This window comes from Rubritalea sp. (assembly GCF_051252225.1).
Classification (GTDB): Bacteria; Verrucomicrobiota; Verrucomicrobiia; order Verrucomicrobiales; family Akkermansiaceae; genus Rubritalea.
In genome coordinates, this window is sequence record NZ_JBPOGE010000002.1 from 13,735 (window position 1) to 27,000 (window position 13,266).

The 13,266-nt window shown below is 47.7% G+C and carries 11 protein-coding genes and 2 pseudogenes; 12 read left to right on the plus strand and 1 reads right to left on the minus strand.

The genetic code is table 11. The features are described 5' to 3' along the window. Positions 1-12 precede the first annotated feature (12 nt). The 11 genes and pseudogenes from tpiA (at position 13) to ACSHX2_RS02550 (ending at position 7,286) form a co-directional block, all read left to right on the plus strand. A complete protein-coding gene (tpiA, locus tag ACSHX2_RS02500; protein ID WP_435690248.1) occupies positions 13-774 on the plus strand; it encodes a triose-phosphate isomerase in 762 nt (253 codons plus the stop codon). A 374-nt stretch (positions 775-1,148) separates the two neighbouring features. After that, positions 1,149-1,553, plus strand: a complete 405-nt coding sequence (locus ACSHX2_RS02505) for a hypothetical protein (protein ID WP_435690250.1) — start codon at positions 1,149-1,151, stop codon at positions 1,551-1,553. A 205-nt stretch (positions 1,554-1,758) separates the two neighbouring features. Then, complete coding sequence (locus ACSHX2_RS02510) at positions 1,759-1,977, plus strand: hypothetical protein (protein ID WP_435690252.1); 219 nt, start codon at positions 1,759-1,761, stop codon at positions 1,975-1,977. Positions 1,978-2,182: 205 nt separating this feature from the next. Next, positions 2,183-2,347, plus strand: a complete 165-nt coding sequence (locus ACSHX2_RS02515) for a hypothetical protein (RefSeq protein ID WP_435690254.1) — start codon at positions 2,183-2,185, stop codon at positions 2,345-2,347. Between the two features lie 197 nt (positions 2,348-2,544). Further along, positions 2,545-2,985 (plus strand): N-acetyltransferase family protein, encoded by a 441-nt coding sequence (locus ACSHX2_RS02520; protein ID WP_435690256.1) that lies wholly within the window; start codon positions 2,545-2,547, stop codon positions 2,983-2,985. Positions 2,986-3,101: 116 nt separating this feature from the next. After that, a complete protein-coding gene (locus ACSHX2_RS02525; protein WP_435690257.1) occupies positions 3,102-3,452 on the plus strand; it encodes a hypothetical protein in 351 nt (116 codons plus the stop codon). 47 nt (positions 3,453-3,499) lie between these two features. Further along, on the plus strand, positions 3,500-4,555 hold the full coding sequence (locus ACSHX2_RS02530; protein WP_435690259.1) for a DUF1254 domain-containing protein: 1,056 nt from the start codon (positions 3,500-3,502) through the stop codon (positions 4,553-4,555). 85 nt (positions 4,556-4,640) lie between these two features. Next, positions 4,641-5,381, plus strand: a complete 741-nt coding sequence (locus ACSHX2_RS02535) for a hypothetical protein (protein WP_435690261.1) — start codon at positions 4,641-4,643, stop codon at positions 5,379-5,381. A 38-nt stretch (positions 5,382-5,419) separates the two neighbouring features. After that, positions 5,420-6,160: pseudogene (locus tag ACSHX2_RS02540) on the plus strand (class I SAM-dependent methyltransferase). Positions 6,161-6,256: 96 nt separating this feature from the next. After that, complete coding sequence (locus tag ACSHX2_RS02545) at positions 6,257-6,586, plus strand: MotA/TolQ/ExbB proton channel family protein (protein ID WP_435690263.1); 330 nt, start codon at positions 6,257-6,259, stop codon at positions 6,584-6,586. Between the two features lie 118 nt (positions 6,587-6,704). Continuing rightward, positions 6,705-7,286 carry a GNAT family N-acetyltransferase gene (locus ACSHX2_RS02550; RefSeq protein ID WP_435690265.1) on the plus strand — a complete coding sequence of 194 codons (582 nt, stop codon included), beginning with the start codon at positions 6,705-6,707 and terminating at the stop codon, positions 7,284-7,286. Between the two features lie 68 nt (positions 7,287-7,354). Here ACSHX2_RS02550 and ACSHX2_RS02555 read toward each other — a convergent pair whose 3' ends face one another. Further along, positions 7,355-10,678 carry a sulfatase-like hydrolase/transferase gene (locus tag ACSHX2_RS02555; RefSeq protein WP_435690267.1) on the minus strand — a complete coding sequence of 1,108 codons (3,324 nt, stop codon included), beginning with the start codon at positions 10,676-10,678 and terminating at the stop codon, positions 7,355-7,357. Positions 10,679-10,879: 201 nt separating this feature from the next. Here ACSHX2_RS02555 and ACSHX2_RS02560 point away from each other — a divergent pair. Then, positions 10,880-13,245: pseudogene (locus tag ACSHX2_RS02560) on the plus strand (arylsulfatase). Positions 13,246-13,266: the final 21 nt, after the last annotated feature.

Genomic DNA, 13,266 nt, shown 5'->3' on the forward strand with positions numbered 1-13,266 from the left:
CTAACTAATATCATGTCACGTAATCTTATCGTTGCAGCTAACTGGAAGCTCAACAAAGGCCCAGCTGAAGCAGCAGCATTTCTCGACGCCTTCGTTCCTAAAGTAGAAGCATTCACAGGCTCTGCTGAAATCGTCATCGCAGCTCCATTCGTCACTATTCCATCCGTAGTAGCTAAGCTCGCTGGAAACAGCCGCATCGCAGTCGCTGCGCAGAACTGTTCTGAGCAAGAGTCCGGTGCATTCACTGGCGAAATCAGCACAGCGATGCTCAAGGAAGTTGGCGTTCAGTACATCATTACTGGTCACTCCGAGCGTCGTTCTATCTACGGTGAAAGCGATGCCGTCATCAACGCGAAGAACAAGAAGATCCTCGCTGAAGGCCTCAAGCCGATCTTCTGTATCGGTGAAACTCTCGAGGAGCGCGAAGGCGGCAAGCTCGAGTCCGTTCTCCGCACTCAGATCACTGAAGGCCTCAAGGACATCGCTTCACTCGAAGACGTCGTTGTCGCTTACGAGCCAGTTTGGGCAATCGGCACAGGTGTCACAGCATCAGCAGAGCAAGCACAGGACACACAGAAGTTCGTTCGTTCCGTCATCGCTGACCTCTACGACCAAACCACTGCAGACGCAGTACAGATCCAGTACGGCGGCTCCGTAAAGCCTGGCAATGCTGGTGAACTCCTCGGCCAAGCAGACATCGACGGTGCACTCGTCGGTGGCGCAGCCCTAGAAGCAGACAGCTTCTTCGGCATCCTCGAGAATTCAGCTTCTTAAGCCAACAAAGCCGAGCACCCGCTCGAGCCTTCTCTAAATTTCATTCAAAGCCTCGCTCACTCCAGAGCGGGGCTTTTTCATTTCTAAATTAGCAGAGGCCTACAGCGATGTGTCCTTTATACTCGTGAAAACTAACAGAATTATCGCACCAAAGAACATACGCTTTCTCCGTTACACGAGATAAGCCTAAGCTCTCTATCTTACGAAAAAAATCCGCCCTCAAGCCCCCCCTATTTAGCCACCCTAAATACATACTAACATCTAGCTTAATTTCCCATCGTGCATTTCTCGCTAATTATCTTTCATCTAGACTGACATAAATATTTTGAGCATATTCCCATCGTCAAACTAATCAATTGTTCGGCTCACAGAAAATGAAACGTTACCTAGCTGAGCTTGAAGCTCCAAAGATTACCTTGTGGTGCTACCTCTGTTGGTATTTTGCGATCGTTTTCCAATACTTTGATCCCGCACTGAATCTATGGCTGTCTTCAGTTGGTATCGCAGTATTAATTGGGATTGCCCTAAATATTGCAGCCTCACAAAGAGGTCAGACTCGCGACAAATGGGTGGTGATTCGCCTCTACATATTCCCTTTTTGCGTATCCAGCTATTCAGCTCTCATCAAGGGCCAGGGATTCTTTCTCCTTTTCCCAACGCAAATGAAGCCTCTTTTGATTGGGGTTGGTGCATGTGCGGCTTTGATTGTGATAGTGCTACTAGCGAAACTCACCACAAATCGCTCAATAGCCGAACAAAGCGTCGATCCTAACGCCTGACCCGCTGAGAGTTCAAACCGTCATGACCATTCAACCATCAGCCCAGAAGTCGGAGCGCATCGTCGGTCAGGCTTAGGATGACTTCGACGTTCGTCCGTGAAACGTCGGTGCACTCGCACATATTCGATTCCAACATCAAGGCGGATTTGTAACTGACTGATCGAGTGGGATTTTCTAACATAGAGATCACAACATCGAAATGCCTATGAAAGTAAAGATATTCAGCAGTAATGAGCCGATGAAACAGACGAAGACCGAGGATGGGAAACAACCCAACCAGCAGCTTTTTGAAGATGAGATCAATGCATGGCTCAAAGAACAGCCTGGGATCGAGGTGATTCGCATCGAGCAAAGCGCAAGCGGCGGATCACTCAATAACTCCCTTTGGATGATCTCAATTTGGTATGAGGAAGTTGCCTCGTGAGTCGCGAAGGGAAGCAGTCGCGCTACCATCTATCTCGATCGAAAAAGCCGGTGATGCCAAGCACAAATAACGCCGCTGGTTCGCTTCGCTCTGGCCAACCTATAATGTTCTGTAAAATAATAAATCAGTGAAACCAATAATAATAGTAACCACGATAATCTGTGGATCAGCTCTCATCGCGGCTCCATATATACATAATGCAATCATGATGAAACAAGTGAGTGACACCATGATAGCCTTAAATAAAACCGTGAACCTAAAATCGGATTTCCCTGACTACACCAGCCTCACCTGTTTGATTTCAGGGATTATGATGGTTGTTGGTGGACTTATTTTTGGAGCAAAAGATAGCACAAAAAATCACTCGTAATTCTGCAGTTCTGAATGACATCTTGTCTACTCACGTATCACAAGCTAATAAATTAAAGTAGGTAGAACCATTCGTCGCAGGACAATCCCAGACCACGCCGCCAGCTCAGTAAGCTTTACGATTATTAGCCATTAACCCATGTTATTGACGTTCGGTTCCCATCTGCGTTCGTCTGTGTTATGACGTTCTTCTAAATTATGATCCAACAAATACGAATCGAGAACCTATCTCAGCTAGTCCCACTTTTTGACCAATACATGGTCTTCTACGAAAAGGAATCAAATCCCCAAAAGTATGAAGCGTATTTACGAGATAGAATCGAAAAGAACGAAGCGTCTGTGTTCATTGCGTATGACGAAGATGATCTGCCTATAGGTTTTGCATTAAACTATTATTCGTTTTCATCTACAGCTCTAGGCAAGGTTATCGTGCTGAACGATCTATACGTCAGTGAAGCAAAGAGAAAAAAGGGAATCGGCCAGAGGTTAATCGAACGCACTTTTGAACTCGCCAGAGAGCTAGGAGCGGTTCGTGTAGACCTTGGAACAGCCAAAACCAACATTACAGCTCAGGGTTTATACGATAAGATCGGTTTCGTTAAGGACACAGAATACTATGCGTATAGTTACAGCCTTTAGGCTAAAAGCTGAACCGGTCGCCGCAGATAACCCGCCCTTATAACCTTAAAAAGTAACTGGACGGTTGAACTATATAAGCTGATCGTCTGATCCCTTCCTCAATTTCTAAAAGTATAATGTTCACCTACCACGTCTATTTCACTCCAAAAGAAAACCTCAGTCATGAAGAAGTGTCTGATATTATTGAGCGTTTCGCTGACCATGAAATGAACAATAATTTTTTAGAACATTACCAATTATTCAGATTCACTAATAAAGCAGCATTCCCTGATCTTATGGATTACCATTTTACCGCTAACTATAAGACACAAGCAGATTTCGGGAAAGCTATGAAAGATATGGGAACTAGAATTAATGAAGAACCACACCTATCCATTATGAAGATGTGCAAAGCTTTTGGGGTCGCATTCTCTGAACGTATCGAAAAGCACAAAAATGCAGAACAAGACGGTGAAGGCAACAGCTAACGCCGTCGCCACACGTTGACGTTAGACCTAACAAAATACCAAAACTCATGAAAACAGCCATTTATCTACTACCTACACTATTACTAACAATTTCCGGGTGTAATTCAGCCTCGAAACAAGTATCAGAAGCCGCTGAAAACGACGTCTCGGCAGACGCTAAAAGCGAGATCGTACCGGTCACACTTGAGAATTACAAGATAGCTGAATCTGATCTGGCTTTTCACAACATCACCAAACTGGCGGGAACCGGTAAGTTTTTCCACTTCCCAGTGGAAGAGTTCGATCTGGAAAACCAAACCGTTGTTCGGATGAATCAGGATACGGTCTACAGTGGAGCCGTCCTCAACGTTTCAGAGGGAGCAAGCATCACACTGCCCGAGACCAACGGCCGCTACATGTCTGCGATGGTTGTGCAGAACGATCATTACATTGATCAGGTTTTTAAGACCCCTGGGACACACGAAATCAAGGCCGACACTGACTTTGTGCTCGTCGCCCTGCGTACCCGCATCAATATGAATGATCCGGCAGACAAGGAAAAGGTCAAAGCCCTGCAAGAGGCTACGAAGATTTCCTCCAAAGCGACCAAAGCTCACGTGATGCCTAATTATGATATGGAGCAGCTCGTTGCGCTTCGTGACAAGCTTGCCGCCGAGGCAGCTGAGTTTGGTTCGTTGAACAATATGCAGGGAGCGCGTGGAACCGTTGATGAGCACATGCACCTGCTGGGGACTGCCGCCGGATGGGGGCTGTTGCCGGACGCCAATGCGCGTTACCTCTCTTATGGACAGGAGGATGGCCAAGGCTGCTATAAGGCCACTTACAAGGTTCCTCCGTTTAACGAGGGAGGCTTCTTCTCCATCACGATGTATAACGCCGACGGCTGGATGTTTAGCGAGAGAGCCATCCTGAACGAATACAATATCAAGTTTAACGAAGACGGCACCTTTGACGTGCACTTTGGCGAGTGCGCCAACTCTGGCGGAGAGGTGAAGAACAATCTTCCCATAGAGGATGGCTGGAACTTTCTTATGCGAGTGTATGAGCCAAAGCTGGAAAAACTGGATCAATACAAACTGCCAACCCCAACGAAAGTGAACTAGCTCATAATTTCTTGTGGAAATCGCATAACAAGGCAGCGGAGGCAACAGCTAACGCAGCGCTTCACCTCTACGTTCACCGAAAAAAATGCTCGCACGACTCCTTGTACTAATTACGATTCTCGCTACACCCGCGTTCGCTGCCGATGAGCTTATCCGGAGGGCTGAGCCCCGAAGCTGTTTTCTCTTTTCGTGGGGCAAGGGACCAAACTGGAAGACGGGTGTTCCCATTGAGTTTCACCGTCACTACCTGAATTTAAAGCAGCCGTATGTCGATGATCGATATTTCGACCCCACTCCGGACGCGCTTACTTGGATTGACAGGACAGTCGCACCTACGATTTCGCAGATCGCTAGAGTCGATGGTCGAATTGTGCTTCGGGTTGACTACCCGATAGACGGAAAGTTCGGTCGAGACATTGAATGTGTGATGCTAGCCATGGAGACCGCGCCAAAATCTGGATGGTTCGCACCATTTTTCGTAGCTCAACCTGAACTCTTTAGTGGACTGTTCGTTTCGAGCGATTCTATACGGATCGGTTATGTCGCCTCGCTGGAATTCTCTGGGACAGGAGCGATGCGGACACACCATCTTTTCGATTTGACTGGATCTCATCCGGTAGCAGTCGGAGCCGCATCAGCTGGCCGCGTTAGATCGATAGACTTCGATACCGACGAAGAGTATAAGGAAGCCTTGAAGATGTTTGACCTTGAAGCCAAACTACTCAACGGAGAACAAGTCGGCGCTGACCAACCCGCTGCAGCCCTGGAGTCGAAGCCGCAGGGTAAGGAGAAACCTAAACCAGAATCGGAGGCGCGCACCCAGTAGCGGGTGGCAGCACTCTGACGTTCCCCCAAAAAATTAAAATGTCCCTGAAAAATAAATCTACGAACGAAGATATCCGGATCCGCTTTGACAACGACGTTGAGCGTTTCTCGAATATGGAGACGGGCCAAGCTGCTACGATTGATGCACCGCTGGCCATGGAGCTTATCACTCAAGCCGCAATCTCAGCCACACCCGTTATAAAACGATGTTTAGACATCGGATGTGGCGCAGGAAATAACACAATCAAATGGCTGAGAGAGTATTAAGGTGATTTTGATTGCGACATTTGCGACCTCAGCGAGCCGATGTTGCTAAGAGCAGAAGGGCGAATTTCTTCTGAGACGTCAGGTGCCATCCGAAGATTTCACGGTGATATTAGAGTGCTTCCCCTGCCAGAAGAAGTATATGACGTCATTCTAGCAGCGGCGGTGCTACACCACCTGAGGGAAGAGCCAGATTGGGAATCGACCTTCAGTAAGATTTATAAACTTCTACGCCCAGGTGGTTCTATTTGGATTACTGACTTGGTTACACACGAGAACGAAAAAGTTCACGCGTTGATGTGGCAGAGGTATGCGGACTATCTAATCACCTTGGGAGGAAAGGAATATCAAGAAAAGGTATTCACATACATTGAGTTGGAAGATTCTCCACGTTCTGTGACCTTCCAGCTTGAATTATTAAAGAAGGTTGGGTTCCAGAAAACTGAGATTTTACACAAGAATTCATGCTTTGCCGCTTTTGGAGCCATCAAGGGCGAACGCCGCGCCTCACTTTGACGTTCAGCTAATATAATTAGAGTCACGGATTGTCATAGCTATACCCCATAGAGTATACGATACCTTAAGAATAGTTAATACAACCCCAATAGAAAAATGCATACTACCAAAGTAACACCTGATAGAGTGATCGACATTAATGAAGTGAAGCAAAGAAGAAGGTTTTGGTTCCGAGCCATTTGGATTTCTATCGCAGCCATCATCAGCCCTCTGCTATTCGGATTGATTGGCACGATTTTTGGAATGGTGGGCGCTTTCGGTGAGCTTTCGGACACAGGTGAAGCTGACCCTGAAGCGTTGGCTGGAGATATCTCTGGGTCATTGCTTACTACCATATGGGGTATAGGAATTGCGAGTGTGGCGTTTCTTGTGTTGGTCGGTGTGTTGATTCGTTTTTTTACACTTCCGAAGATGGTAGCCGCTTAGTTGTAAAAAATAAAAACTGACGAGACAGATTTAAAATTTCTTCTACATGATCGAAATATTAAGCGTTCAACGACGCTTTTATCGCTGTGAGTGAACTTTACGTTAGTCTGACATGAATATGCAGCACTACAGACATAGCTCAACAACAGAGAGACATGTGACCCTGTTGGACGGCACTCCCGGGATAGTGAGACCCATCATTCCGTCGGATAGAGATGCACTTGCCACTGCGCTAGAGGAGCTCGATCCGGAGAGCCGTAATCGGCGTTTTTTCTTCAACAAAGCGAAACTTTCCGAAAGCGAGTTAACCAAGTTAACCACCCCGGACGGCATCGACCATATCGCCTATGGATTAGCTGTTAGTTTAGAGGAGGATACGGAGCGAGAACCCATCGCCGTCGCGCGCTGTTTTCGAGACAAACATCAAAAGGATCTCGCCGAGATCGCCTTCGTCACCGCAGATTTATGGCAGAGCAACGGTGCCGCCGTCGAACTTATGCGTTCTCTTTCCGCTGCTGCGACAAAGGTCGGGATTCACCGTTGGTTTGCCGTCATGCTCGACAACAACACAGCGATGAGACTTCTTCTTGATCGCTTCGGAGTACTCTCTGAGGAACTAGATCTAGGGAACGGAGTGATCGAGCTCATCTACGAAATCAAAGTATCCCCTAGAGACTTGATCGACTCATCTCCGAAATAAGAGTTAAGTAATTTCTCACATGGATCATAGCCTTGCTCGCTCTACAATCCATCGCTTCCTTCTTCAGACTAAGGCACTACAAATTGCGTCAATGCGCGGAAAGTATTACCAGCGAAAATAACGTCGATATCCATGACCGTTCCTGACTCGAGACCATAAAGTTGTGGATCGAAAGTGCACTCCACCCAATAGCGCGAGGGATTCCCCCCTGAGTCCTGCCGAGTCACATAGGTAGCTACCAACTGCGTGACCATACCTGAAGGGATAAAATTGATCTCACGTGGACTGACTTCGACCACCGCACCTAGATTGTTCGTTCTTGTTCGGACTGGGATATCGGAGTCAGAGGAATCTAGCTCGACCGATACAGTAATCGGATTTGCAGTGTAATTGTAGGCTCCCCCTTTTTCAAAGTTCTTAGCGAGGAGGAAATCAAAAGCTGCTTGCTCAGTAGAGTCTAGCCCTGAAGGATTCACTCCAGAATCGAGAAGATTAGATTCCTCATTCGGATCCTCGCTGAGGTCGTAAAATTCAACGCGAGCCGTATCGGTATCGATAAGGGGATCATCAAAGATAAACAATTTGTACTCCTCATAGCGCAGAGCTCTGCCTGGGTTTACGAAGGTGTTACTAAAGGCTTCGACAATGGCGACACGCTCCTCGACATCAGAACCGTCGAAGATAGGGACTAGGCTTTTACTATCGAGTAAGACTCCAGCGCTGCTGGGGTTGATCCCAAGAAGCTCCAGTGCTGTTGAAAAGAGATCAGCCGAGATCACCATGGATTCATCTATTCCAGGAGCTTCCACCGCAGCGCCCAGTACATAGAGCGGCACATGTGTCCCTCCGTCGTAGAGCGTTCCCTTAGCGTGATCTGAAGTATAAGGGAAATCAATCATCGGCCCGGGTGTTCCGTTATCCCCGATAATGATCACTGTGGTCTCCGTGAGATCCAATGAAGCAATAAGGCGGTTCAGCTCCACGTCTAATGCCCAGAGCATGGATTCATATTCTTCGCGTGCAGTGGCCGTCGTATCAAACCGTGCGGGGCGAGACTCCCCAGAGACAACAGCGGGCGCTTGCTCGAAGGGTGAGTGCACCCCATGATAAGCAACCCAGCAAAGCCAAGGCGCAGCCTCTTGATCCTTGTCCGAAATCCAATCGATGGCATTTTGAGTCACCTCAGTAGTGGCATACACCGTATTATCACTCACATCTCCGAACACATCGAGTTGCTCATAATCTGAATAGGAGGTTTGAATATTCCCCTCCGTACCAATGAAGTAAGGCCAGCCCGCATCTCTTGGGCCTTGGAGGTCATTACCAAGGTGCCACTTGCCAAAGCTGGCTAACTGAATCCCTAATCCAGCATCAGCAATGACTTCTGGTAAGGTGTATTCTTCATCCGCTATATTCACTCCTCCTACATCCCCCACTCCTGTTAGGAAAGCAGAACGACCAGTCAAAATGGTATGTCGCGTAGGAGCACACATAGGGAGAGCGTAGGCATTTTTAAAATGGAGTCCCGTTGAAACCATATTCTCGAGATAGGGCATCAGTGGAAGATTTGGCGCTGTTGGATTATCAACCGGACTGGAATCAACTCCCCAGTCATCGACAATCACGATCATTACATTCTTGGTCTTCTTTTGATTAAAATAGCTACCAGTATAAACGCCCGAATAACCAGGGAACTCGGCTTTTATTTCATATGCAGAATCTAAGGTGAGAGCACTTAAATCCCCTCGGATGATGATTTCATTTTCTGATGGCCGAGAAACGACCTGAACAATCTGTCCATCCAAAGAAACGAAGGATGGAAGAATGTCTAGGTCAGATGGAGCGGAATCGAGAGTAACCGAAACCGAGGAATAGTGAGACTGAATCAACTCAGTTTGCCCCTCAGGCACATCATAAGGAGCGACGGAATCTAACGCGACTCTATAGAACCCTTGATCCTCATTTGGAATGAAGGATGTGACGATATCTTCCGAGGAGGATAAAGTGTCTACATCAGACCATGAGCTAAGATCTGATGAGTATTGGAGACGGTAGTTCCCACCATCAGCAGGATCCCAACTCAGAGTGAGCTCTTCGGCAGCTGCGTCGACATCACTCACCCCGAACCCCACCGTATCCAGATAGTCGGTTTTAAAATGGTTCACGACATCTCCACTATTATCCCCTGCCGCAGGAACTGCAGTTGGCGCCCCTCCCACTATTTCGCCAAAGTAGGTTCGTCCTATATTATACGGAAAAGAGGGCGTACCATTCTCATCAATGCAAGTGAAGTAGGCCCATGTTCCATTTGGAAATTCTGGTGTCACACAGTAGCGCACATTACACTCATTTAAGTCAAAATGCACAGCCTCATCGAAAGCTACTGAGGTCAATGAATCATACTGAGTGAATCCAAGATCCCCTTTATAATCATAGTCTTCGTAGTAGCGACCGAGAAAGAAATCAGTCCTAAAGTCATCCGTCCCTACGGTAGTTGCTTCGACATCAGGCCCAGAAGTAAAGCTCGCCCTGCCGTCATGAATGCGAGAAACCCAAATGGGCCATGTATCACGAGCATCGCCCACAGCTAAGGGACGGAGCTGAAAGCCTGTGACCATTCTCCTAATACCACTGTCTGGATCGAGCGGTTGAGAATATCCGTAGGGACCATAAAGAGGTAATCCGTCATTCATCCAACCAATGATGGGTGAGTGCTTCCCATTAAAGCTCTCTGTATAGGTATTTGTGCTCGAGTCAAAATCCACACTATCACCCAGCTGGTGTCTGAGACCTGGGGCATTGGCATGGTAGTGGTGAAGTGAACCTCCTTGGTGCGCTAGTCCTACATCAAAGGAAACTCCCTCTACAGGATACGCCACCCGCGTCCATGCCTGCTCAGCAGGACCTCCACTCAGCTCTGCGTCTGTCGCGCTGTCATAAAAAGCACCATCACGTCCATCATAGATAGTGACGCCATTCACCATATAACCAGTAACTCCAAGCCTCGTGTAACTCTTTTGAGCAATAGTCGTCGGGTCAGTGATGGATCTAGGAAAACGGTGGATCGCATTTTGATTTCCGGGATAATTCTGAGCAAGCGTCTCGCGAGCAACATCAGTATACCAAGGTCCCATAACGTAACTCGCCATATTTGTGGTCCGGATATAGACCCAATCTGGAGTGTAAGAAACAGCATACACCCCCGCATAAACAGGAGCCTGCTGGATCCCCGCACCACGGCTCCAAGTCGTGACCGCATTCTGAGAATTCAGATCATCAGAGTCCCTATAAATGCGCGCATACTTGTCCGCCTCTTGAGTAAACCAACTGCTAAGAAGTGGCTCTGCTGAGAGAGGAGAAAGCAGAAATAGCAGGATGAAAAAGGTCTTCATAGGTAATGAGGTAGAACTCCAATCTATACAAATAGTTGCAAAACTCACTCTATTTCACGTAAACTTTGAAGTGGTGCTCACTAGAATAGTAAAACCTCTATTTGTAATGCATCTAGACAAATATCAGTATTTTGAGTAGTCTAGCAGCCTTGACTCTAACAGATATACACACTACTAGAACTTCAACAAGTCGCCACCCTCATGAAATTTCCAATACATAAAGCTGCCGTTCTCGTCGCGGCATTTCTAACAAGTGTTGCTAGCAGCGCTTCCGAGCAAGTAGAGCTCGACCGCTCGTCCCTACCAATCCAAGCACCAAAACGCCCCACCTTCAGTGAACTTGATGTACGTAATGTTAAAGATGCACCTCCCTTATTTAAGGTTACAGCTCCCGCAAAGGCTCCCAACGTTGTCATCATTTTAATCGATGACATTGGTTTCGGTGGACCGAGCACTTTCGGAGGACCTATCCAGACTCCAACGCTCGATAATTTAGCCTCTGAGGGGATTCTATATAATAATTTCCACACCACAGCCCTCTGTTCGCCAACTAGAAACGCTCTAAAAACGGGGCGAAACCATCACACTACTAACACCGGTTCCATAATGGAATCATCTACAGGGTTTCCAGGAAATACTGGACAGGTCCCTAATAGCGTTGCCCCCCTTGCCGAGATGCTCCGTCTGAACGGCTACAGTACCGGAGCATTTGGTAAATGGCATGAAACGGCAGCATGGGAAACTAGCGTATCGGGTCCCTTCGACCGTTGGCCAACCCATCAGGGCTTTGATAAGTTTTATGGTTTCATCGGTGGAGAAACAGATCAGTGGTTTCCTCTAGTTTACGATGGTGTCACCAAGGTCACACCACCGAAGATGGAGAATTATCACTTCACTACCGATATGACGAACCAAGCGATCGGGTGGGTTAAAGCACAACAGTCGATGACACCCGACAAGCCCTTCTTCATGTACTTTGCTACTGGTGCAGTTCACGCACCACACCATGTGCCAAAGGAGTGGATAGCAAAATACAAGGGCAGATTCGACGCGGGTTGGGATGACGTGCGAAAAAAACAGTTACCCGTCAGAAAGAGATGGGGCTGATCCCTTCAAACACAAAAATGCCGCCAAAGCCAAAAGACATAAAGGACTGGGACGCTTTATCAGCTGACGAACAGCGCCTATTCATCCGCCAGGCTGAAGTATTCGGTGGATTCCTTGAACAAACAGATTACGAAATTGGCCGACTCACTTCCGCGATCAAAGAAATCGGTGAAATGGATAACACTCTCATTTTCTATATTGCCGGTGACAATGGCACCAGTGCCGAAGGTGGGTTCGTAGGTATGTACAACGAGATGACCTACTTCAATAACGTCACCGAGAAGGTCGAAGACCTCCTCCCTCTGATCGACAAGTGGGGTGGCCCAGAGACGTTCCCACACATGGCTGCCGGATGGGCGGTTGCCTTTGATGCTCCATTCACATGGACAAAACAGGTTGCATCCGACTTCGGCGGCACCCGCAATGGAATGATCGTTCATTGGCCAGATGGAATCACTGAAAAGGGAGGAATTCGTAAGCAGTTCTCTCATTGTATCGACATAGCCCCAACCATTCTCGAAGCTGCCGGACTTCCGGAACCTACTAGTGTGAATGGCACACCCCAGACGCCGATCGAAGGCACTAGTCTGTTTTATTCCTTTAACGATAAAGACGCCGAGGAACAGCACACCACCCAGTATTTTGAGATGTTTGGTAACAGAGCCATCTACCATGAGGGATGGTTTGCGCGGACCATTCATCGGGCTCCATGGCAGGCGGTTGATATGCCACCTCTTGAAACAGACATATGGGAACTCTTTAATGTACGTGAGGACTTTAGCCTCGCTAACAATATTGCAGACAATCACCCAGACAAGCTTGCAGAACTTCAGAAGCTCTTCATGAGCGAGGCTGAAAAATACCACGCCCTGCCGATCGATGACAGAGTCATCGCGCGGATGAACCCAGCCATCGCTGGTCGTCCCGACATCATGGGCGGGCGAACTTCACTCACACTATACCCTGGTATGGACGGCATGTTGGAAAACTCATTCATCAATGTAAAAAATCGTTCAAAAACGATCACAGCCAAAGTCGAGATCCCTAAGGGAGGAGCGAATGGAGTGATTCTGACTCAAGGTGGAAAATTCGGAGGCTGGTCTCTCTATATGAAAGATGGCAAGCCAATCTATACTTATAACTTCCTTGGGCTGAAGCGTTTTACGATCGCATCTGAAAGCAAAATCCCTGCTGGCGCAGCCACCATCACACTTGACTTCGCATACGATGGCGGTGGACCGGGTAAAGGCGGCAAAGCAACGCTCTTAGTCAATGACACGGTTGTAGCTGAAGGCCGAGTCGAGAAGACCCAGCCTTTGATATTCTCTGCGGATGAGACGGCAGATGTTGGTCTAGATAACCAGACTCCTGTGGCTAAAGGAATCGGAGTTGGTCGTGATGAAACTCGCTTCACAGGCTCTATCGATAAAATCACGGTCCAGGTTAAGGACGTAAAGTAGGCTTCACTAGCAGCTCACTGC